Source organism: Shewanella halotolerans, from assembly GCF_019457535.1.
Classification (GTDB): domain Bacteria; phylum Pseudomonadota; class Gammaproteobacteria; order Enterobacterales; family Shewanellaceae; genus Shewanella; species Shewanella halotolerans.
Genome location: NZ_CP080417.1, coordinates 4,162,441 through 4,185,097 on the forward strand (window position 1 = coordinate 4,162,441; position 22,657 = coordinate 4,185,097).

21 protein-coding genes are annotated in these 22,657 nt (G+C 56.2%); 4 read left to right on the top strand and 17 right to left on the bottom strand.

The window, feature by feature from the left end; genetic code table 11:
- Positions 1-52: 52 nt before the first annotated feature.
- A complete protein-coding gene (locus K0H81_RS17975; RefSeq protein WP_011867242.1) occupies positions 53-952 on the bottom strand; it encodes a M23 family metallopeptidase in 900 nt (299 codons plus the stop codon).
- 27 nt (positions 953-979) lie between these two features.
- Between K0H81_RS17975 and K0H81_RS17980 the strand changes: the two genes are divergently transcribed.
- Positions 980-1,435 carry a DUF721 domain-containing protein gene (locus tag K0H81_RS17980; RefSeq protein WP_144201747.1) on the top strand — a complete coding sequence of 152 codons (456 nt, stop codon included), beginning with the start codon at positions 980-982 and terminating at the stop codon, positions 1,433-1,435.
- Positions 1,436-1,438: 3 nt separating this feature from the next.
- On the opposite strand, the gene lpxC is transcribed toward K0H81_RS17980, so the two are convergent.
- The 15 genes from lpxC to mraZ form a co-directional block, all read right to left on the bottom strand.
- Complete coding sequence (lpxC, locus tag K0H81_RS17985) at positions 1,439-2,359, bottom strand: UDP-3-O-acyl-N-acetylglucosamine deacetylase (RefSeq protein ID WP_011867244.1); 921 nt, start codon at positions 2,357-2,359, stop codon at positions 1,439-1,441.
- Between the two features lie 178 nt (positions 2,360-2,537).
- Positions 2,538-3,713 carry a cell division protein FtsZ gene (gene ftsZ / locus K0H81_RS17990; protein WP_011867245.1) on the bottom strand — a complete coding sequence of 392 codons (1,176 nt, stop codon included), beginning with the start codon at positions 3,711-3,713 and terminating at the stop codon, positions 2,538-2,540.
- Positions 3,714-3,747: 34 nt separating this feature from the next.
- Entirely contained in the window at positions 3,748-4,983 is a 1,236-nt protein-coding gene (ftsA, locus tag K0H81_RS17995; protein WP_011867246.1) for a cell division protein FtsA, read from the bottom strand.
- A gap of 3 nt (positions 4,984-4,986) precedes the next feature.
- On the bottom strand, positions 4,987-5,751 hold the full coding sequence (locus tag K0H81_RS18000; protein ID WP_144201745.1) for a cell division protein FtsQ/DivIB: 765 nt from the start codon (positions 5,749-5,751) through the stop codon (positions 4,987-4,989).
- Positions 5,752-5,894: 143 nt separating this feature from the next.
- A complete protein-coding gene (murC, locus tag K0H81_RS18005; RefSeq protein ID WP_220059213.1) occupies positions 5,895-7,349 on the bottom strand; it encodes a UDP-N-acetylmuramate--L-alanine ligase in 1,455 nt (484 codons plus the stop codon).
- Positions 7,342-8,436 carry an undecaprenyldiphospho-muramoylpentapeptide beta-N-acetylglucosaminyltransferase gene (gene murG / locus K0H81_RS18010; RefSeq protein WP_220059214.1) on the bottom strand — a complete coding sequence of 365 codons (1,095 nt, stop codon included), beginning with the start codon at positions 8,434-8,436 and terminating at the stop codon, positions 7,342-7,344. The genes murC and murG overlap by 8 nt, the downstream gene beginning before the upstream one ends.
- A complete protein-coding gene (gene ftsW / locus K0H81_RS18015) occupies positions 8,437-9,651 on the bottom strand; it encodes a cell division protein FtsW (protein ID WP_011867250.1) in 1,215 nt (404 codons plus the stop codon).
- A complete protein-coding gene (gene murD, locus K0H81_RS18020) occupies positions 9,644-10,975 on the bottom strand; it encodes a UDP-N-acetylmuramoyl-L-alanine--D-glutamate ligase (protein WP_220059215.1) in 1,332 nt (443 codons plus the stop codon). The genes ftsW and murD overlap by 8 nt, the downstream gene beginning before the upstream one ends.
- 6 nt (positions 10,976-10,981) lie before the next feature.
- Positions 10,982-12,064: a phospho-N-acetylmuramoyl-pentapeptide-transferase gene (mraY, locus tag K0H81_RS18025; RefSeq protein ID WP_011867252.1), complete on the bottom strand. Its 1,083-nt coding sequence runs from the start codon at positions 12,062-12,064 to the stop codon at positions 10,982-10,984.
- On the bottom strand, positions 12,064-13,434 hold the full coding sequence (locus tag K0H81_RS18030; RefSeq protein ID WP_220059216.1) for a UDP-N-acetylmuramoyl-tripeptide--D-alanyl-D-alanine ligase: 1,371 nt from the start codon (positions 13,432-13,434) through the stop codon (positions 12,064-12,066). The genes mraY and K0H81_RS18030 overlap by 1 nt, the downstream gene beginning before the upstream one ends.
- The gene (gene murE / locus K0H81_RS18035; protein ID WP_220060892.1) at positions 13,431-14,900 is read right to left on the bottom strand and encodes a UDP-N-acetylmuramoyl-L-alanyl-D-glutamate--2,6-diaminopimelate ligase; all 1,470 of its coding nucleotides are present in this window, start codon (positions 14,898-14,900) and stop codon (positions 13,431-13,433) included. The genes K0H81_RS18030 and murE overlap by 4 nt, the downstream gene beginning before the upstream one ends.
- A complete protein-coding gene (locus tag K0H81_RS18040; RefSeq protein WP_220043507.1) occupies positions 14,897-16,633 on the bottom strand; it encodes a peptidoglycan D,D-transpeptidase FtsI family protein in 1,737 nt (578 codons plus the stop codon). The genes murE and K0H81_RS18040 overlap by 4 nt, the downstream gene beginning before the upstream one ends.
- Positions 16,630-16,944, bottom strand: coding sequence for a cell division protein FtsL (ftsL, locus tag K0H81_RS18045; protein ID WP_011867256.1), 315 nt, complete (start codon positions 16,942-16,944; stop codon positions 16,630-16,632). Before ftsL ends, K0H81_RS18040 begins: the two co-directional genes overlap by 4 nt.
- Positions 16,945-16,981: 37 nt before the next feature.
- Positions 16,982-17,923 carry a 16S rRNA (cytosine(1402)-N(4))-methyltransferase RsmH gene (gene rsmH, locus K0H81_RS18050; protein ID WP_011867257.1) on the bottom strand — a complete coding sequence of 314 codons (942 nt, stop codon included), beginning with the start codon at positions 17,921-17,923 and terminating at the stop codon, positions 16,982-16,984.
- A 33-nt stretch (positions 17,924-17,956) separates the two neighbouring features.
- Positions 17,957-18,415: a division/cell wall cluster transcriptional repressor MraZ gene (gene mraZ, locus K0H81_RS18055; RefSeq protein WP_011867258.1), complete on the bottom strand. Its 459-nt coding sequence runs from the start codon at positions 18,413-18,415 to the stop codon at positions 17,957-17,959.
- Between the two features lie 413 nt (positions 18,416-18,828).
- On the opposite strand from mraZ, the gene K0H81_RS18060 reads away from it, so the two are divergent.
- From K0H81_RS18060 to K0H81_RS18070, 3 genes are all read left to right on the top strand, one after another.
- The gene (locus K0H81_RS18060; RefSeq protein ID WP_220059217.1) at positions 18,829-19,539 is read left to right on the top strand and encodes a peptidase; all 711 of its coding nucleotides are present in this window, start codon (positions 18,829-18,831) and stop codon (positions 19,537-19,539) included.
- A complete protein-coding gene (locus K0H81_RS18065) occupies positions 19,536-20,660 on the top strand; it encodes a 2Fe-2S iron-sulfur cluster-binding protein (protein WP_220059218.1) in 1,125 nt (374 codons plus the stop codon). Before K0H81_RS18060 ends, K0H81_RS18065 begins: the two co-directional genes overlap by 4 nt.
- Before the next feature lie 146 nt (positions 20,661-20,806).
- Positions 20,807-21,115, top strand: a complete 309-nt coding sequence (locus tag K0H81_RS18070; RefSeq protein ID WP_220059219.1) for a hypothetical protein — start codon at positions 20,807-20,809, stop codon at positions 21,113-21,115.
- Positions 21,116-21,157: 42 nt separating this feature from the next.
- On the opposite strand, the gene glpK is transcribed toward K0H81_RS18070, so the two are convergent.
- A complete protein-coding gene (gene glpK, locus K0H81_RS18075; protein ID WP_220059220.1) occupies positions 21,158-22,654 on the bottom strand; it encodes a glycerol kinase GlpK in 1,497 nt (498 codons plus the stop codon).
- Positions 22,655-22,657 lie beyond the last annotated feature (3 nt).

Consider the following 22,657-nt stretch of genomic DNA (forward strand, 5'->3'; position numbering starts at 1 on the left):
CACTTTTATGTTGTTGGCTAAGTCCCTGTCGAGTCTAAAAGCCTATTTTAGTTTAACCTGCCTTGCGGTAGACATACTTCTTAGGATCTATCTGCTGTCCACCACGCAACACTTCATAATGCACATGGGGACCGGTCGAACGACCCGTACTCCCCATTTTGGCAATACTTTCGCCTTTTGCGACCACATCACCTACAGCTACTGACAAAGACTTATTGTGTCCATAGCGAGTTCGCAGACCATTGCCATGATCTATCTCGACCAACTCACCATAACCAAACATATTGCCTGCCCATGTTACGACGCCGCCCGCGGTGGCGACAACATCGGCTCCCTCTTTGCCAGCAAAGTCTATGCCTTTGTGCATGGTTCTGCGGCCGTTAAAGGGATCATTGCGTAAACCGTAGGGCGAAGACAACCAACCTTTCTGGATGGGACGCCCTGAGATATAACGTTCTTCATCTATATGGAGATTAGATGTCACCGTTTCAAGTAGTGATAATTGAACATTATTGTTATCTATTCGTGACACTAGCCTATCCATGTCCTGGATAAGCTGATCGAGTTCGATGTTGCTGCCCAGCTCGCTCAGGCCGCCAACACCGACTTCAGAAGAGAAATCGAATTGATCTTCGAGTTTGTAATCTTTTGCAACTTGCTGGCCCAGGGCCTCGAGACGTGCAAGCTTGGCCTGCATCTTAGCCACGTGGGTAACCAAGATCGCCAATTGCGATTCGGTCGCGCCTTTAAGTTCGATAAGCTCGTTTTTCTGCTCTTCACGAGCAACACGTTCGTTATCGACGCTGGCCTGCTGCTGCTGAATTTGTTTGGCGTTATGCTGATATAAGCCAGTGCCTGCGGCAATAAGCAAAACCGGTAATAATAGCCAACGCTTACCCGGCTGCCAGCGCGTCGCACCATTCCGACCTTGAATAAAAACTGTTACACTCATAGCCTCATTAAGCCATTTTATTATGTTATGAAAAAGCCCCCGCAGGACCTCAGTCAATTACTGCTTCAGCAGGGTCAATTGCCCTCTATCGCCGAAAAAGCAGAACTACTGCTTCACCTGGATCACTATGTTAAACAGGTGATCACCGGTCCTGTCTCGGAACAACTAAAAGTTGCCAACTTCCGTCAAGGTGTGCTCGTTATCGAAACCAGTACCGCCGCATGGGCCGCGAGAATAAACTTCCAAAAACCCAAACTTTTACAGCAGTTACAAGCCGAAACGCTCCCCATGCTGTCCGCTATCGAGGTTAAAGTCAACCCAAGCCTGAAAATGTATGAGACAAAATCAAAGCAGGCTCACAACCAGATAAGCGAAACCGCTGCGGCGCATATCGACGCCTTGGCCGAGCATATAGAAGGTTCCCTAGGCCAAAAACTAAAACGGCTGGCTGCTTTAGCCAGCCGTTCAAGGCAATCCAAATAAGCGTTACGCCAAAACCGCACCGGCTGGCACGGCGAAACTGACTGGTACCTCTTCTTCTTTCTCGAAGCTTACCAATTCCCAAGCATCTTGCTCGGCTAACAGGGCACGAACCAGCTGATTGTTCAGCGCGTGGCCTGTCTTGAACGCACGGAATTCACCGACGATAGCGTGACCGGCGACATAGAGATCACCGAACGCATCGAGAATTTTGTGCTTAACAAACTCGTCCTCATAACGCAGACCATCGGGGTTGAGGACGCGGTATTCATCAAGCACAACGGCATTTTCCATGCTGCCACCTAATGCCAGGTTATTGGCACGCAGATATTCGATGTCGCGCATAAACCCAAAGGTTCTGGCGCGGCTGATATCGCGAACGAAGGCAGAAGAGGAAAAATCCATCACCATATGCTGCTGACTTCTGGCGATCTCAGGGTGATTGAAATCGATCGCGAAATCGACTCGAAAACCCTTGAATGGACGCAGTTCGGCCCACTTATCACCATCTTCGACACGCACAGGGCGCTTGATTCTTAGATATTTCTTTGCTGCGCTTTGCTCCTGAATGCCGACAGATTGCAACAGGAAGACCCATGGGCTGGCGCTGCCATCCATAATGGGGATCTCAGGGGCATCGACTTCGATTGTCGCGTTGTCTATGCCTAAACCTGCCAGGGCGGCAAACAGATGCTCAATCGTTGAGATACGAACACCTTCGTCATTCACAAGCGCCGTACACATGGTCGTCTCACGCACTTGATCCGCCTTGGCGGCAATGGCCACGCTTGGCGTCAAGTCGGTACGAACCAACACGATCCCTGTATTAACTGGCGCGGGTTTGATCGTCAAAGTCACCTTGTTACCGGAATGCAATCCGACACCGGTGGTCTTAACCATTTCTTTAACAGTTCTTTGAAAAATCATTTAGTTACCCGTTATATCACAACCAAAAAGCGTTTATTTCTGCACAGCAAAACGGCGCACAAAGGCGCAGCAGGTCGGACATGCTAGCATATCTTTGCCAATTCACCAAAATTTACCGACGAAAATCGTCGTACCACATTCAGGTATATGGCGCCGACTAGCACGCTCCGTCCTGAAACTAGTCAGCTTGCTTACGCAAAAATGCCGGTATATCTAAGTAATCAAGGTCACTCTTAGGCGCGGCGGCCGCGGCTGGTTGTGCTACCTGCACAACATTACCCGCCCCCATTGCCTGTGGGACAGCTTCTTCCACTGGAAGTTCAATCTTGACCTCAGGTGCTGGCATTGGCTCTGGACGCGGCGCAGGCTTAGAAACCAGTTGAATATCAGGCTTCTTCTCGGCGCCGATTCCGGTTGCGACGACGGTTACACGCAGCTCGTCGCTCATCTCTGGATCGATAACCGCACCCACAACGACAGTCGCGTTATCTGATGCATAAGCCTTAACATGGTTACCCACTGTCTCGAACTCTTCGATGCTCATGTCCATACCGGCGGTAATGTTCACCAATACGCCACGGGCACCAGCCAGATCGATATCTTCCAGCAGCGGGCTGGCCACGGCAGCTTCGGCCGCTTCTTCGGCGCGATCTTCACCGCTGGCGACGCCTGTACCCATCATGGCGTTACCCATCTCAGACATCACAGTCTTAACGTCGGCGAAGTCGACGTTAATCAGACCCGGACGGGTGATCAGCTCGGCAATACCTTGTACCGCACCAAGCAACACGTTGTTAGCCGCCGCAAACGCATCTAACAGCGAAGTGCCACGGCCTAAAACCTTGAGCAGCTTCTCGTTAGGAATAGTGATCAGCGAGTCCACATGCTTAGCCAGCATCTCGATGCCTTGGTCGGCATAAGCCATACGCTTCTTGCCTTCGAATGGGAACGGCTTGGTCACCACGGCAACGGTCAGAATCCCCTCTTCACGGGCGATCTCGGCAACGACAGGGGCTGCACCTGTACCCGTACCACCACCCATACCGGCGGCGATAAAGATCATGTCCGAGCCCTTGATCGCGCTGCGGATATTCTCTCTGTCTTCTTCGGCCGCCAGACGACCGATCTCTGGGTTGGCGCCGGCGCCAAGACCCTTGGTTACATCGCGTCCCAACTGAATGGTCGTACCCGCGGCCGACTTGCGCAGCGCCTGGGCATCGGTATTGGTTGCAACGAACTCAACACCCTCGATATTGTGTTTCACCATATGCTCGACGGCGTTACCACCACCGCCACCGACGCCGATGACCTTGATCACCGCCTCATCGGAATGACTATCCATGATCTCAAACATGGTCTTTTCTCCGTTTTAGTCTGCGTTATTAACCTTAAAACTCACCCTTAAACCAGCTCTGGACCCGATTCCAAAGACTGGTCACCCCTTGGCGCTCGGGGCGCTCGAACTGTCGCTCGAGCACACGTCTTGCACCATAATGTAACAACCCAACACCCGTGGAGTAGATGGGCTGGTTCACATATTCAAATAATCCTTTTACCGGCAACGGCTCGGCCACCCTAACCGGCATGCCGAAGGTCGCCTCGGCGACATCCACCGCGCCTTCAATCGATGCGGTACCGCCCGTGAGTACGATACCGGCGGCGACCTGATCTTCCAGGCCGCAGTCGCGCAGTTCTTTGCGCACCAGCTCGAACAGCTCCTGATATCTTGGCTCGACCACCTCGGCCAGGGTATGGCGCGACATGGTGCGCGATGGACGTCCGCCGACCGATGGCACCTCAATGCTATCTTCGCGGCTCACCATGGCGCTTCTGGCGCTGGCGTATTGCACCTTAATCTGCTCAGCATGTGACAGCGGCGTGCGGAAGATCTTGGCGATATCGCTGGTCACCTGGTTGCCGGCCACAGGTACCACGGCGCAGTGACGCAGGGCGCCATTGGTGTAGATGGTGATATCTGTGGTGCCGCCGCCCATATCCACCAGGCAGACGCCGAGATCTTTCTCATCATCGGTGAGCACGGCATCAGCCGAGGCGATGGCCGAAAACACCAGGTCATCCACCTTCAGGCCACAACGCTCGACACTCTTGGTAATATTCTTGGCCATGTCGTTGGCGCAGGTGACGATATGCACCTTGGCTTCCATACGCATACCCGACATGCCGATTGGGCTGCGGATACCGTCTTGTACGTCGATGGCATACTCTTGCGGCAAGACGTGCAGAATACGACGTTCTGTCGGGATTTTCACCGAACGCGCGGTATGGATGACGTTGTCTACATCTTCCTGCGTCACCTCTTCGTCGTTAATCGACACCATGCCGTTTTCGTTCTGACACTGGATATGCTTGCCCGAGATCCCCAGGTATACCGAGGCTACCTGACAGTCGGCCATCAACTCGGCCTGATCCAGCGCGCGCTGCACACTACGCACGATAGAGTCGAGATCGTTTACCCCGCCCTTATCCATACCGCGGGAGGGGTGACTGCCGAGGCCGACCACACTGATCTCACCATCGGGTAGTACCTCACCGATGATCACAGCAACTTTGGACGTTCCTATGTCTAATCCAACGATCAGATTTCTATCTTGATTCTTGGTCATTAATTAACGGCTCTCATCTTGTGCTTCATCCCAACCTACGGCCAATCCGGTATCGTAGCGCAAATCGACTCGGGCAACGGGCTTATCCTGTTTCACCAATGTGGGATACACATGGATAAAGCGCTGCACCCTTGCCATCTTATCTTCCCTTCCCAGCTTCAACTCTATGCCGTTGGCCAGCACGGCTAACCAGGCATGTCTGGGGCTTAACTCTAAACGGGCCAAATCGAACCCGTTGATCTTCAATAATTCACTGACCTGGCGATAGTTAGTCAACACAGACTTCGCCTGATCTTCCGGGCCGACCAGATTGGGTAGCTGGCCTATGCCCTCACGATGGGGCGCCTTAAACACCTGCCCCTGCTCGTTGAGCCAATCTGTCTCGTTCCAGTGGGCAACCGGCGTCTGCTCCACCAGATAGACCTTTAACTTTGCAGGCCACTCGCGCCTCACAGAGGCGTGGTAGACCCAGGGCAGATTTTCCAGCGCCTGCTGTACCTGATTCACATCTGCCGAGAAGAAGCTTCTCTGCATCAGATCCTGCAGCGCACTGCGTATCTCGGCGTCGCTGGTAAACTGCCTGTCACCCTTGATCGCCACCGCCTCAATCGGCAGGGCATCGGCGTCGTTCAGTACCAGGTGAAGCTTCCAGCCTCCCATGGATAAACCACAGATCACCAGGAACAGAAAAATCAAGCCGAAACACAGGTACCAATCGACCTGTCCCAACCTACTTTTCCAACCGCTACCTAGCTCTCTTAAGGACACTGCTTATCGCCCTAACGCATCATTAAATGTATAAAAATTAACCAATTTATTGCCAGAGGGCAGTCCTAAGGAACCGGCCATTATAACTACCTCACCTCTAGCGTCAAAAGCTTCATCGAGGCCAGGGCAAGATGCCCTCAACCTCATTGGTTTTCCGACTCAAACTGCAAACCGGCGTCGGCCAGCTGACGACTCAGGGCGCCGATATTGCCCGCCCCTTGGGTCAACAGCAGATCGCCCCCTTGCAACACCCCTGGCAGTATCGTCTGTAACTGCTCGGGCTCGGCCACGAAGATAGGATCTAGCTGGCCACGCTGACGAATCGAGCGACACAGGGCGCGGCTGTCTGCACCGGGTACCGGCGCCTCGCCGGCGCTATAAACGTCGAGCAGTAACAGGCAGTCCACCTGGGCCAGCACCTCGACGAAATCGTCATAGAGATCCCGGGTGCGGCTATATCTGTGGGGCTGATAGATCATCACCAGACGCTTATCCGGCCAGCCGGAACGCGCCGCCTTGATGGTTGCCGCCACCTCACTGGGGTGATGACCATAGTCATCGACCAGCATCACCTCGCCCGCTGCGGTGGTAAACTCACCCAGCTGCTGGAAGCGACGCCCTATCCCCTGGAACTCATCCAGGGCGCGGATGATCGCCTCATCTTCAATCTCATCTTCTGTGGCCACGGCTATGGCCGCCAGGGCATTGAGCACATTGTGACGACCCGGCAGATTAACCCGCAGGTCCAGATCCGCCATCCCTTCACGGCGCACGGTAAAGCGTGAGCTATACCCCTGCTGCTCGAAGTTAAGCGCCTGCACGTCGGCATCATCGCTGAAACCATAGGTCACTACCTTACGGCCGATGCGGGGCAGTATCTCTCTCACCACGGGATCGTCGATACAGGCCACGGCCACGCCGTAGAACGGCAGGTTATGCAAAAAGTCGACGAAGGTGGATTTCAGCTTCTCGAAATCTCCCTCATAGGTATCCATGTGGTCGGCTTCGATGTTGGTGACCACACTCACCATGGGTTGCAGATGCAGGAAGCTGGCATCGCTCTCATCGGCCTCGGCGATCAGGTAACGGCTCTTACCCAAACGGGCATTGGTGCCGGCACTGTTCAGCAGGCCGCCGATCACGAAGGTCGGATCCCGCTCGGCCTGACCATAGACGCTGGCGATCAGACTGGTAGTGGTCGTCTTGCCATGGGTACCGGCCACCGCCACGCCGTGGCGATAACGCATCAGCTCGGCCAACATCTCTGCCCGGCGAACGATGGGGATGCGTCGCTCCTGGGCCGCTAAAATCTCTGGGTTACTGGCATCGATGGCCGTCGAGACCACCACCACATCGGCGCCCTCGACCTGATCGGCGCTGTGACCGATGAAGATCGCCGCGCCAAGGCGCTTCAGGCGCGCCGTCACGGCATTCTCGGCGATGTCGGAACCGCTAAGACGATAACCTTCGTTTACCAAGACCTCGGCAATACCGCCCATACCCGCGCCGCCGATCCCCACAAAGTGGATCCGCTTAACGCGACGCATCTCTGGAATGATGGTTCTTAATTGGGCGTACTTCTCTTCGGTTTTAATCATCTTTTTCCTTACTTGCCAGCGCGATACACACGGCGGCGACCCGCTCTGTGGCATCTAATACGGCAACACTCTTGGCCAGCTGCCCCATCTCAATGAGGGCCTTACGGTCTGAAGCCAAGATCTGCAACTTGCTGATCAACTTCTCACTATCTAATACTGTCTGCGGCAGCAAAAATGCGCCGCCCGCTTCCACCAAGACCTGGGCATTCTTGGTCTGGTGATCGTCTACCGCATGGGGGTAAGGCACCAGGAGACTCGGTAGCCCCACCGCCGCTACCTCTGACACAGTCAGGGCGCCCGCACGGCACAAGATCACGTCGGCCCAGCGATAGGCCGCTTCCATATCATCGATAAACTCGGCCACCTTGACGCTGCCGGACTGTCCCAGCTGCAGATATTCCGCCTCCACCTGTGCCTGATTACCCTTACCCACCTGATGCCATACCGTCATCGAATGGTGCTGGGCCACGGCCGCCGTCACGCTAGGCATCAGGTCGTTAAATATCTTGGCCCCCAAGCTGCCGCCGACCACCAACACCCTAAGAGCATCGTCCGGAACGATAGGCTGCTCACTACGTCCCAGGGCGATCAGCTCGCTGCGGATCGGGTTGCCCACCACCTCGGCATTGCCCTCGAAGGTGTTTTCGAAGGCGCATAGCACGCGGGTAGCGATGCGCGACAACAACTTGTTGGTCATGCCTGGGATGGCGTTTTGCTCGTGCAGCACCAGAGGGATGCCGCTCAGCCTGGCGGCAACCCCACCCGGGCCGCTGGCGAATCCGCCCATGCCGAGCACCACATGGGGTTTAAACTCTTTGATCACCTCACGCGCCTGCATGATGGAACGTAAGATCTTAAAGGGCGCCGCGAGCTTACGGATCAGGCCGTTGCCGCGCACCCCCTTGATATCGATAAAATCGATATCAAAACCATGCTGAGGCACCAGACGTGCCTCCATACGATCGGCGGTGCCAAGCCAGCGCACCTGCCAACCCTGTTTGGCTAACGCTTTGGCCACGGCAAGCGCCGGGAACACGTGTCCGCCCGTGCCGCCCGCCATGATCAAAATACGTTTCTCTGACGCCATCTATTTCACCTTGCCTTGTACTGCCTGGATCAGGCTTAATCTTCTCTCATGATCGATACGGATCAATATCATTGCCGCTGCCGTCATCACCCACAGGCTACTGCCGCCATAACTGATAAAGGGCAATGTCAGCCCCTTGGTGGGCAACATGCCTATGCTGGCGCCCACGTTGACCACAGTCTGGAAACAGATCCAGATGCCGATGCCATAGGCCAGATAGCCCTCGAAGGCCCGATCGCCAAGCAGACACAGGTTACCCAGCTTTATCGCTCTCAGGGCGACAAACAGCAGTACCGACAACACGGCGATGATGCCGAGAAATCCTAGCTCTTCGCCGATCACGGCAAAGATAAAATCTGTGTGGGCCTCGGGCAGGTACTCCAGCTTCTGAATGCTGTTGCCCAAGCCCTGTCCCAGCCAATCCCCGCGGCCATAGGCCATCAAGGATTGGGTCAGCTGATAACCGCTACCGAAGGGATCCTGCCAAGGATCCAGAAACGAGGTCACCCGTCGCATACGGTAAGGTTCCAGCAATACCAGGCCGACGAAGGCCATGGCTCCGGTCAAGATCAGCGCGAAGAAATCGAGTAATCTTGCACCGGCTAAAAATAACAAACCTACGGTGCCGACAAACAGCACCACCACGGTACCGAGATCCGGCTGTAGCAAAATCAGAAAGGCATACACGGCAAATACGGCAATCGGCTTATAGAAGCCCTTGGCGTTTTCCCGCACCTCCTGATGTCGCCGCACCAGATAACCCGCCATATAGATGGCAAAGGCAAACTTGGCGATCTCGGCCACCTGAATACGAATAGGCCCCACCGATAACCAACGGGTCGCCCCGTTTACCGTGGTGCCCACGATCGGCACTGCTACCAACATGATGCCGACGACCAGCAGCAAGATAGGACTCAGCTGCTGCCAGCTGTGCATCTCTATCTGCAACACCACGGCGGCGATCAGGGCGCACCCCATCAGGTAGGCCACATGGCGCCACACGAAGTGGTAGGGGTTGCCCGTTAAACTCGTGGCCTCTGGCATAGAGGCCGACATCACCATGATGAAGCCGAAACTTATCAGGGAGATGATCGCAAACAGCAAGGCTCTGTCATAGAGCTGCATGCCCGGCGCTTCGCGTTGACTAAACAGGTTCGGCAGCGACCAGCTAAGGGAGCTGCCAAACAGGCTTAGTTGACGCTCGTCGCTACGCATGCATCACCTCTTGGGCCAAGGCATTCACCTGGGCACGAAAATCATCGCCCCTGGCCATGAAGTTGGCGTACATATCCAAACTGGCACAGGCTGGCGACAGCAGGACCAGATCGCCCGGCTTAGCCAGCTGAGTCGCCTGAGCGACCGCCTCTTGCATCGATTCGACGCGAACAGCGCCTTCGAACTGCTCGGCAATTTTGTCGCCATCCTTACCCAGGGTGATCACCTGACCGACGCCCAGCAGTGCGCCGCGTAGCGCCGAGAAGTCGGCGCCCTTGCCGTCACCGCCGGCGATTAAAATAATCTGACCTTCATGGTCGCTCAGCCCCTGCAGGGCCGCTATGGTGGCGCCCACATTGGTCGCCTTGGAATCATTCACATAGCTCACGCCCTGATGCTTACCCACAAGCTCGCATCTATGAGCCAGCCCCTTAAACTGTTTCGCCACCTCGACCATGGCCGCCTTATCGACACCGGCGCTATCGGCCAGGGCCATAGCAACCAGCAAGTTGGCCAGGTTGTGACTGCCCACCAGTGAAACCTGATCGCCGGCAACATATTCTGTCGTGCCATGCACCAGGACACCGTGGTTAACGCCCCATTCATCCCCCTCTGCCAGAGAGAGGCCAAAGCTATTCTGGTTCATAGGCTCATTCGGGCGAGTCAGCAGATCGTCGCGGTTGAAGATCGCCAGCTTGGTCTGGTCATACAGACGCAGCTTGGCCTGACGATAACTCTCGAGATCCGAATACCTGTCCATGTGATCTTCACTGATGTTCAGGCAGGTGGCGCTGATGCAGTTGAGGCTAGCCGTCGTCTCCAGCTGGAAGCTAGATAACTCCAGCACAAACAACTCATGGTCACCATCGAGCAGGTCCAGCACGGGCACGCCGATATTGCCGCCCACGGCCACCTTGAGGCCCGCCTTGGCGGCCATTTCACCCACCAGGGTTGTCACGGTCGACTTACCGTTAGATCCCGTGATGCCGATGACGCAGGCGGGGCGATCTGCCAGCGCCCTGGCGAACAGCTCGACGTCGCCGACGATATCTATGCCCATATCCACCGCGGCGCGCACCTCGGCGGTATCCAGCGGGATGCCGGGACTAACGACGATCTGGCTAGCCTGCACCAGGTAGCGACAATCGAAGCCGCCGGTGAGCAATAGCACCTCGGGAAACTCCTGGCTCAGGATCTCGCGACCCGGCGGATTCTCACGACTGTCCATCACCAGAGGCGTGATGCCCTGCTTAATGAGATAACGCACTACAGAGAGCCCTGTAGCCCCCAATCCTAATACTATGTGCGTGTACTGACTCGCCATGGCGTCTTACCTTAACTTTAAGGTTGCTAAGCCTAGCAACACCAGGAAAAGGGAGATGATCCAGAAACGCACGATCACCCTGGGCTCGGGCCAACCTTTCAGCTCGTAGTGGTGATGGATAGGTGCCATCCTGAAGATACGTTGACCGCGTAGCTTATAGGAGCCGACCTGCAGGATCACAGAAACTGTCTCCATCACGAATACGCCGCCCATGATCACCAATAGGATCTCCTGACGCACCAACACGGCGATGGTGCCCAGTGCAGCGCCCAGAGAAAGGGATCCCACGTCACCCATGAAGACCTGGGCCGGATAGGTGTTGAACCACAAAAAGCCCAAGCCCGCACCGACGATGGCGGTGCAGACGATCACCAGCTCGCCCGAGCCAGGCAGATAAGGAATATGCAGGTAGTTGGCAAACTGCACGTGACCAGACAGATAGGCGATCAGCGCAAAAGCAGCCGCCACCATCACGGTCGGCATAATCGCCAGACCATCTAGACCATCGGTCAGGTTCACCGCATTGCTCGAGCCCACTATGGTGAAGTAGGCCAGCAGGATGAAGAAGGCGCCCAGCTGTGGCATCACATCCTTAAAGAAGGGCAGGACCAATTGGGTTTCGCCTTCACTGCCCGCCGAGGCATACAGATAGAAGGCGATGGCTAAGGCTGCCAGGGACTGCAAGATATACTTCCAGCGCGCGATAAGTCCCTTGGTGTCCTTGCGCACCACCTTGCGATAATCGTCGATGAAGCCGATCAGGCCAAAGGCGCCCAGCACGAAGAGCATGACCCACACGTAGCGGCTACCCAGATCGCCCCATAGCAACACGCTGATGAACACGCCGGCCAAGATCAACAGGCCACCCATGGTCGGTGTGCCGCGCTTGGCAAAATGCGACTCGGGTCCTTCGTTACGGACCACCTGACCTATCTGCAGCAGTTGCAGACGCTCGATCATCTTAGGTCCCCACCACAGGCTAAACACCATGGCGGTCAACAGCCCTAGGATCGCCCTGAAGGTCACATATGAGAAAACGTTAAACCCGGTATAAAACTGGGTTAGATACTCAGCCAGATAAACCAGCATTAAAACAACTCCTTGCGCTCAAAGGCGGCAATGAGGGCCTCGACAACCCGCTCCATTCTGGCGCTTCGAGACCCCTTAACTAACACAGTCACCTTGCCGGCTAACTGGTTAAAATAACTAACTAAATCAACAACCAATGCATCTAAGTCGGTAAAATGCTTGCCGGCGAAAGCCTCGCTACTCGCCCGACTCAACTCTCCCAGTGAATACAAGGCATCGATCCCCTGCTGCTTGGCCTTCTCGCCCAGCTGCCGATGTAAAAGGGACGCATTGTCACCTAATTCACCTAAATCGCCCAGCACTAAACAGCGATTTCCTTCAATTTCTTGAAGCCAGTCGATTGCCGCCCCCACCGAGGCCGGATTGGCGTTATAGGTGTCGTCTATCAGCAAGAAACGTCCCAGACGTGTCGGCTGCATACGCCCCTTCACGGGTTGTAACCGCATAAGCCCTTGAACTATCTCATCCAGCGACAATCCCAGCGCCAGACAGATGCTGGTCGCCGCCAGGGCGTTACTCACCTGATGACGGCCCGACAGCGGCAGACTGACGGTACGCTGCTCATCCCGATACGCGATTCGAAAGCGATAACAGCCCAAGGCGTCGGCGCTGAGCTCATCGGCGCTGACATCTGCAGGATTCCCCTGGGATGAAAAACTCAACTGGGTATGGCTACCGGCCGCGCGGCGCATCACATCGGCAAATGCGTCGTCGGCATTGATCACGGCGACGCCATCCTTAGCCAGGTGGAGGAAGATCTCAGACTTGGCCTTAGCCACGCCTTCGAGCGAGCCAAAACCCTCTAAATGCGCCGAAGCGACATTATTAACCATCGCCACATCGGGTTGCACTAAAGATGAAGTGTAATTAATCTCGCCTAGATGATTGGCACCCAGTTCGAACACGCCATATTCGTGTTGCGGCTCGAGGCGCAGCAGGGTCAACGGCACACCCACTTCGTTGTTGAAGTTGCCTGCGGTATAGAGCACTTGGTGCTGGGTCGACAATATGGTCGCCACCATCTCCTTGACGCTGGTCTTGCCGTTAGAGCCGGTCAGGGCCACGCTCTTGGGCGCGACGCACCGCTTCACATGGGCACCAATCTGGCCCATGGCTTTTTGACTGTTAGCCACTATGAGTTGCGGCGCGGCAATCGGCAGTTCACGCTCCACCAGCAGGGCACTGGCGCCATCCATCACCGCCTTGGCGGCAAAATCGTGGGCATCGAAACGTTCACCTTTTAAGGCGACAAACAGGGTCTGTGCATCCACCACCCGGCTATCGCTCGATACCTTGCTGACGCTTAAATCGTCGCCGATATGCTTGGCATTCAGTACCTTGGCGAGCTCTGACAGTTTAAGTGGGATCATTTGCCGCCCCTCGCAATTGCCGCCGCCAGGGCGCGTTCATCATAATCCAGGCGCTTGCCGGCGATCTCCTGATAGGTCTCATGGCCCTTACCGGCCAGCAAAATGAGGTCGCCACTGGAGGCCAGGGTCACCACCTCGCGGATCGCCTGTTGTCTATCGACCTGGGTCAGGGCGATCTGCGGCTTGTTGAGTCCGGCCAATACATCTTGAATGATCGCCATGGGATCTTCGCTGCGAGCATTGTCGCTGGTCACCATGACGCAGTCGGCATTCTCCTCGGCGGCGCGGGCCATCAAGGGCCGCTTGCCCTTATCACGATCGCCACCACAGCCAAAGACGCACCACAGCTTGCCGCGGCAGTGACCACGCAGGGCTCTTAGTGCCTGCTCTATGGCGTCCGGCGTATGGGCGTAATCCACCACCAGGGTAACCCCTTCTGGTGTAGTGAAACGCTCCATGCGCCCCGCCACAGGCTTGAGGCTGGACACCTGAGTCAACAGCTGCACCATGGCGTAGCCGCTCAGGTAAAGAGCCCCCAAGGCCGCCACCAGGTTAGACAGGTTAAAGATACCCAGCAGGGGCGAGTCGATCTTCGCCTCGCCCTCGGGCCAGACTAAGGTCGCGCTGACGCCCTGGCTATGCTGCTTCACCTCTTTGGTATAGATAGCGGCGCCTTCCTGGCCTTGAATGCTAAAGCCCACCAAGCCCTTGCAGCGCTTATCCTGGATCCACTGACGCCCAACAGGATCGTCGAGGTTGATCAGGCCATGGCTCAGTGAACTGAATCTAAACAGGCGCTGCTTGGCCGCGCCATAGGCATCCATAGAACCGTGGTAGTCGAGATGATCCCGGCTCAGGTTGGTAAACACGGCCACATCGAAGGGCACGGCGTCAACCCGTCCCTGTACCAGGCCATGGCTGGAGACCTCCATGGCGCACACGGCCGTGCCCTGGCGGTCAAAATCTTCTAGCTGGCGCATCACGGTAATGGGATCCGCCGTGGTGTTACCGCTGTCGACCAGCTGGCCCCACAGACCATTGCCCAGGGTGCCCATGACGGCGGCGGGCTTGCCCAGACCATCGCTTAGCTGAGCAATCAACTGGGTCACGGACGTCTTACCATTGGTGCCGGTTACGCCGATCAGCTTGATCCTATCCCGTCCCAGCACATAGAGCTGAGAGGCGAGCGCCGACAGCTGACGCTGCAGCTGAAAGAAATAGATACGCAGGCCATTGTCCTGGCTCACCTTGCCATGCTCTGCCGGGTCGTCGGTATGAATAAGTGCCGCTACGGCTCCTTGCGACAGGGCGGTATCGACATAGTCTCTGCCATCGACCCTGTGACCGGGCACGGCGACAAACACGCTGCCCTGGCCTATCTCGCGACTATCCAGCGTTAGATGGCTGAGGGACTCACCACCGGCATAATGAAACCAGGGGGCTAGGAGATCGCATAGCTGCACTATTCGCCCCTCCTGACATTACCGGCTAATTGAACTTTTTCTCGAGCGCTAATCGGCTCAACATTTAACATCTGTAGTGCCCCTGACATCACTTTGGCAAACACGGGAGCGGCCACATCGCCGCCATAATAACGATCGCCCTTGGGCTCATTGACCACCACCACCATGGCAAGTCTCGGATTGTGTACGGGCGCGACTCCGGCAAATAGTGCGACATAGTCTTCACCATAGCCACCGGCCACGGCCTTACGGGCGGTTCCCGTCTTACCCGCAACCGGGTAACCGTCGATATGGGCCTTCTTTGCGGTGCCGCCTGGCTCAGTTACCCCGATCAGCATCTGCATCACGCTGCGGGCCACCTCGGGTGAGATCACCTGCTCACCCTCGGGTTCCTTCTTCAGCTTGAGGATCGAAGAGGGATAGAGCACGCCGCCGCTACCCAACATGGCGTACATGCGGGCGATCTGCAGTGGTGTAACGGTCAGGGCATAACCGAAGGAGAGGGTTGCCCGCTCAAAATCGGACCAACGACGACGGTCATGGATAAGACCGGCGCTTTCGCCCGGCAAATTGATGCCAGAATAGTTACCCAGCCCCATGGCCTGGTAGTAACCCAGCAGCTCCTGTACCGGCATCGACAAGGCGATCTGTGTCATCCCCACGTTACTGGAATGCACCAAGACATCGGCCAGTGACATGTCACCATAGTTGCGACCGTCACGCACTATCTTGCCGCCGATACGCACGCGGCCCGGATGTGTCTTGAAGATCTGATCTTCCTTGATGGTGCCGGCCTCGAGCGCCGCGGCGACCACGAAGGGCTTGATGGTGGAACCCGGCTCATAGGCGTCAGTCAGGGCGCGGTTACGCATGCGATAGCTTTGCAGGTTATCTCGGGAGTTAGGGTTGTAGCTGGGGGTATTCGCCATGGCCAACACCTCGCCGGTGTGCACGTCGAGCACCACGATAGAGGCCGAGGTAGCCTGGTTGATCTCGGTAGCACGCTTGATTTCGCGGTAAGCCAGCTGCTGGATACGCTGATCGATACTCAGCACCAGATCGTTAGAGCTCTCGCCGGTCTGTACCGTATCCAGGCGCTCCACCACGTGGCCGTCACGGGACTTACGCACCTTGTGCTTGGTGGGCGTACCTGTGAGCCAGTCGTTGTAGGTGCTCTCGATCCCTTCGATACCCTTATCGTCGATATTGGTCAGGCCCACCAGCTGGGCGCTGATCTCACTGGTGGGATAGTAGCGGCGTGATTCGGCCTTGAGGTAGACGCCGGGCAGCTTGAGCTGCTTGATATACTCGGCCACCGCAGGTGTGACTTGACGCTTGAGGTAGGTAAAACGTTTCTTGGGATTGGTCTGCACCCGCGCGAGGATCTCCTCCTTGGGCTCGTGCAACACGTCGGCCAGCGCCTGCCAGCGACGCATATCGGCAAAACCGTTACGATCGTGCACCACCTTAGGATCGGCGTAAACCGCCTTGACCGGTACGCTCACCGCCAGCATCTCACCGTTGCGGTCGGTGATCATGCCGCGGTGTACCTCGTTACTCGTGGTACGCAGGGTGCGCATGTCACTCTCGTGACGCAATTTTTCCGGCTCAATGATCTGAATATAGGCGGCGCGGCCCACCAGGCTGGTAAACAGCAGACACACGAAACCGACCACGACGTAGAGACGCCAGTGGATCAGCTGTGGTTTCTGTTTACGTTTCGCCTGCTTGCTCATGGTACTCTCACCACCACTTCTTCGTTGGGTAACGGCCGCTTCATCTCCAGCTCTTTCGTGGCAATCCGTGTCACCCTGCTATGTTCCGACTGCGACTGCTCTTCCAGCAACAGGTTGCGCCATTCGATATCCAAGCGGTCACGCTCCTGCAGCAACTGATCCCACTGGCTGGTGTACTTGCGACTGGAATGGCTGGTGTAAACCACCAAAATGGCATTCGCAATCACAATAAAAGCCATCAAAAGCACCCACTTGTGGTGCCAAAGATCGAGTAATACGATACGAGTCAGGTTAAGTTGTGACTTACTCACTAGCGTTCCCCTAGTCTCTTACGTCTGCTCGACAGGATTAGTAGTCTAATCGCTCGGCAACCCGCAACACTGAGCTACGCGCCCTGGCATTGCGGTCAATTTCCTCGGCCGACGGCTTAATCGCCTTACCCACGGCCTTGAGTAATCGTGTTTTATTTATTTCGGCCTCGGTCAGCGGTAACCCGTGGGGCACAGACTCACCTTGGCTATGGCGGCGAATAAAACGCTTCACCATACGGTCTTCCAGCGAATGGAAGCTGATCACCGACAGACGTCCCTGGGGCGCCAATACGGTAACCGCCCCTTCCAGCGCCTGATCGATCTGCTCAAGCTCGCTGTTGATATAGATACGGATCGCCTGAAATACGCGGGTGGCCGGATGTTTGTTGCGCTCCTTGCTCTTGCTCACCCTGGCGATCAGATCCGCCAGCTCCTTGGTGCGCAAGAAAGGCGTCTTGTCTCGGTCGGCGGCGATACAACGGGCAATATGGCGGGCGTTCTTCTCCTCGCCATAGGTCTTAAATACCCAGGCCATATCTTCTATCTCGGCGCGGGCCAGCCACTCGGCGGCGGTCTCACCCTGGGAGTTATCCATGCGCATGTCCAGCGGCCCGTCACGCAGGAAACTAAAGCCGCGCTCGGCATCGTCTAGCTGAGGGGAAGAGACCCCAAAATCGAACAGAATGCCGTCGATCTTGCCTCTGAGGCCGAGATCGTCGACATATTGGGCCAGCTGGCCGAAACCACCGTGAACGATTGAGAAACGCGCATCATCGGCAAATTGCTCTGCGGCGGCGATCGCCTGGGGATCACGGTCGATGGCGATCAGGCGTCCATTAGGGCCCAATTGCTTGAGCACTTCACGAGAGTGTCCGCCGCGGCCGAAGGTGCCATCGATATAGATGCCCTCTGGCTTGATGTTGAGTCCGGCTACCGTTTCCGTCAGCAGCACGGATAAATGCGCAAATTCTTGAGTCATCGCTCTCTTCTTTAACTTATGGTTATTCTCTTATCACAAAGAGAAGTCCGCCAAACGCTCACTATTGGCAAAGGCATCGCTTTGAATCGTTTCACGGCTAAGTTCAATCTGTTGCTGCCAGGCCGCCTCATCCCACAGCTCAAACTTGTTCAATTGCCCCACCAGCATCGCGTGCTTATCCAGGTTGGCATATTGGCGTAGCGGTGGGGGCAGTAGCAGGCGACCATTGCTGTCTAACTCGCACTCATGGGCATAACCGAGTAACAAGCGCTTCATGGCGCGCTCCGGTCCCTGGGTATCTGACAGCAGTAACAGCTTGGCTTCTATCGCTTTCCAAGCCTCGAGTGGATAGATGAGCAAACAGGCGGCATCGAAATCGACCGTGATCACCAGCTGGCTGTTAAAATCGACGTGCAGGCGCTCGCGGTATCGCTTTGGGATCGCGATCCGGCCTTTGGCGTCAAGATTAATAGCACTCGCTCCACGAAACACGTTAGCTCGTCCTTGTTTTTCTGGTTAATAGATCCACAAATATCCACAATTTCCCACAAATGCTAAGTTTAGAGATAGTGTGCAAGCATTGTCAAGGGATGCCACCATTTATAAAGCCAGTATTCAAGCGGGTTCGCAGCCAGTTTGTAAATTTGTAACTACAGCCAAACCAGGGACAATTTGTGGGAATTTCAGGGTCAAATATGTTGAAAAAACAAACAGAAGTGGAGGACCTACAGGCTTTGGTGGATCGATAAGTGGATCGCCGTCCCAAATTCAGGCCATGATCTGTGGGATCGACGCGAGCAGATGAAACCGACCCGTCTGTTCGACCCTAAACAGTTGGAGTCACGCCTATTATGCCTTGCCCAAAGGCGGCTTGATCCCTATGATGGCCAATAAAAACTAAAATTATGCTGACACCCAAACAGAGCCGCTGGCTTCGAAAATCACACAAATGGTTGACCCTGTTCCTAGGGACACAACTCCTCATCTGGTTAATTTCCGGCCTCTATATGGTGATCATGGATATTGACTATATCCATGGCGATCATCTCGTTGACGAGTCCAGGCTCACGCTGGACGCTAGTCAGCTAACCATATCGCCCGAGACGATCTTCTCACGTTATCCCGAAGCTAGCAGACTAGAGTTGCTCCCGACGGCGCTTGGCCCCATCTATAAACTCAGGCTCGACGGCAAAGCTCTCTATCTCTCTGGCCAAGATGGCGAGCCGCTCGAGCCGCTAAGCCAGCAGGATGCGATGCAGCTTGCCCGCCTGCTCCATCCCGGCGACCTATCAAACGCCAGCAGCGAGCTGTTAACCGAGTCGGCACCGGCCGAGATCGGTGGACGTCACCTGCCCCTGTGGCAGATAAACCTTAACGATGCCTTCGACTCACGCCTCTATATCTCGGCCAGCAGCGGCGAGTTGGTGACCAAGCGCCATGACTTCTGGCGCCTGTTCGATTTCATGTGGATGCTGCACATCATGGACTATGACACTAGGGAAGATGTGCACAATCCGCTACTGACCGGCTTTAGTCTGCTAGCGCTACTGACGGCGCTTTCCGGCGCCCTGCTACTCCTCATCGCCTTTAAACGGGGCGAGGAGGAGCCAGCATGAGACTTAGTATGATTAGCGCAAGAAGTTTACATCGCATCCTGGGACTCATAGTCGGTGCCCAGCTTCTCATCTGGACCCTGACCGGCCTGGCATTTAACCTGATCGATGACCAGCTGTTAGATGCCAATACCATGCGCGCCAAGCCTGGTAACCAAGAGCAAAACAACGTCAGGTTAATTCAGCCGACGGTGACATTGGCAGAGATAATGGCAGAAATAACGAGCCAACTGACAAATAAGAACGCTGAGCAATTAAGCCTTAAGCGTGTCGAGTTCGCCGCGCTGCTGGAGCGCCCGGTCTATCGCCTGAAGACGAGCGGCGGCACCCTCGCCTTTTGGGGCGATACTGGTGAGGCGGTGAATTTGAATAACGAGCAGTTGGTACGGCTCGCCCGGCAGAGTTATATAGGGGAAGCCAGGCTCTCTTCGCCCATTGTCGATAAAGAAGCAGCGCAGCGCTATGGCGGCAACCCGGCCTTCTACCGCTTCGATACCCAGGATGAGCTAGGCACACAGATCTTCATCGACGGCCAGAGCGGTCAGGTCAAGGCCCACGAAAACCAGGGCTCGCGATTCAAGCAGCTGCTCTTCATGCTGCACTTTATCGACTATTTCCCGAATAATGGCGTGAACTTCAATCACCTGGCGACCCAGCTGATTGCCTCCGCCGCCCTGCTACTCGGCCTCAGCGGCGCCTGGGTGCTGGTGCGCAAACTGGCCGCCGGTGACTACTTCAGCTGGCAGGTAAATAGAAGCGCAGACAAGGGAGAGCGGCAATTAACCTTACTCTCCCCAGACGGCGAGCCGCTCGAAAGCCTCACTCTGGCACCTGGAAATCTGCTTGATAATCTTAATAACGACAGAATTCGCATCCCCAGCCAGTGTGGCGGTGGCGGTCAGTGCGGCATGTGCCGCGTCCGATTCCTGGAGCAGGCGCCGCAGGCGACCGTCGAAGAGCAAGCCCGCCTCAAGCAGGAACACCTGGCCCAGGGCATTCGCCTCAGCTGTCAGCATAATTGCCACCAGGGCAAGATCGCGCTCACCAGCCGCGCGCAGCTAAGGTTCTGGCAGAAGGCACAGAGTGATGCCGAGCAGGCAGTGAGTCCGGCTAAGGCCTCGTAAACGAAGGCAGCCTCTTGATCGAAAGCTGCCCTCCTGAACGAAACCGCCACTTTGAACGAATATAGCGAACAGGATGTCTAAATTTTAAGCAGAAGCAGCCGATAAATAGGTTAGAGGAGTTATACCCAACCTAAAAAGGAGGAGAGATGGTTGCCCTAGATAGCCTGTACGCCATGTTAGCCAGACCGGTACAACGCGTGGTAACACGTAAGCGCGTGGTGGATCAGACTGAGCACATAGATGCCATCCACGCCGACAGTCATGAGGCGCCCCAGTCGCAGCTGCCGCCCCATCTGGAACGTCGTCGCCAGACTGACAGGCGCATCAATCCCAGACCCGGGCGCGACGATCGACGAGGCCAGGCCAGACGCCTACAGGCGCAGAAACAGGCCGAAGAAGAGACAGAAAAAGAAGCATTGGACTCACCACTGCCCCGTATCGATATCGACGTCTAACATCGACTGCTAATATCAACGCCTAATATCAGTGTCTGGCGATTAGCCCACAGATTCGCTGGTCACCTGAGCAACCGCACGTTTCCATCCAAGATACAAGGCTTCACGTTCATCGTCGGCGATGGCCGGCTTAAAGCAGCGCTCCACGCCCGCCTTGTGTTTCAACTCGGCCGTCGATTGCCAGAAGCTTACCGCGAGGCCCGCCAGGAAGGCTGCCCCCATGGCCGTGGTTTCAGTCACCTTAGGTCGCTGCACCTCGACGTCGGTAATATCTGCCTGGAACTGCATCAGAAAATCGTTGGCGACCGCGCCACCATCCACCTTCAGTTGTTTCAGCTGCACGCCACTGTCTTTGGTCATGGCATCGAGCAGATCCCGGCTTTGATAAGCAATCGCCTCGAGGGCGGCGCGGATGATATGGTTGCGATTCGCTCCCCTGGATAGGCCGACCAAGGCGCCGCGAGCACTGGCATCCCAGTAAGGCGCCCCGAGCCCCACGAAGGCCGGCACCAGATACACACCGTTGTTGTCGCTGACCTTAAGGGCAAAATATTCCGTGTCCTGAGCATCGCGGATCAGCCCCAGCTCATCGCGCAGCCACTGAATGGTGGCGCCGCCCATGAATACCGAGCCCTCCAGGGCATAGTTAACTTCGCCCTTTGGTCCCACGGCTATGGTGGTCAACAGGCCATGGTTAGATTGCACCGCCTGCAGACCTGTGTTCATCAACAGGAAACAGCCTGTGCCATAGGTGTTCTTTGCCATCCCCTCGTCGATACACAGCTGACCGAAGAGGGCCGATTGCTGATCCCCCGCCATGCCGGCCACGGGGATTTCGCCCCCCTCCCCGGCGATGCGGGTCTTGCCATACACGGCGCAGGAGGGCTTCACCTCCGGCAGGATACTCGCGGGAATATCCAGCGCCTCGAGCAGCACGGGATCCCAGGCCTGCTGGTGAATGTTGTACAGCATGGTGCGTGAGGCATTGGTAGGGTCAGTCACATGCACCTTACCCTCGGTGAGTTTCCACACCAGCCAGGTATCTATGGTGCCAAACAGCAGCTCGCCGGCCTCGGCCTTCTCTCTGGCGCCCTCGACATTGTCGAGGATCCAACGGATCTTGGTGGCCGAGAAATAGGGGTCTAACACCAAGCCTGTATTCTGCCTGATGTACTCCTCATAGCCCGCCTCCTTCAGGGATTCACACAGGGGTTGGCTGCGGCGACACTGCCAGACGATGGCGTTATAGATGGGTTTACCCGTGCTTTTGTCCCACAGAACAGTGGTTTCACGCTGATTGGTGATGCCGATGCTAGCGACCTCGTCGCTGTGGATCCCCGCTCTGGCGAGCGCCTCGATCAGAGTAGAGCTCTGGGAGGCCCAGATCTCCATGGGATCGTGCTCCACCCAACCCGCCTTAGGGTAGATCTGGGAAAACTCTCGCTGGGAGATGGCGACAACATTGGCGTCGTGATCGAAGATGATGGTACGCGAACTGGTCGTGCCCTGATCGAGCGCGATGACATACTTCTGCTGCACGAA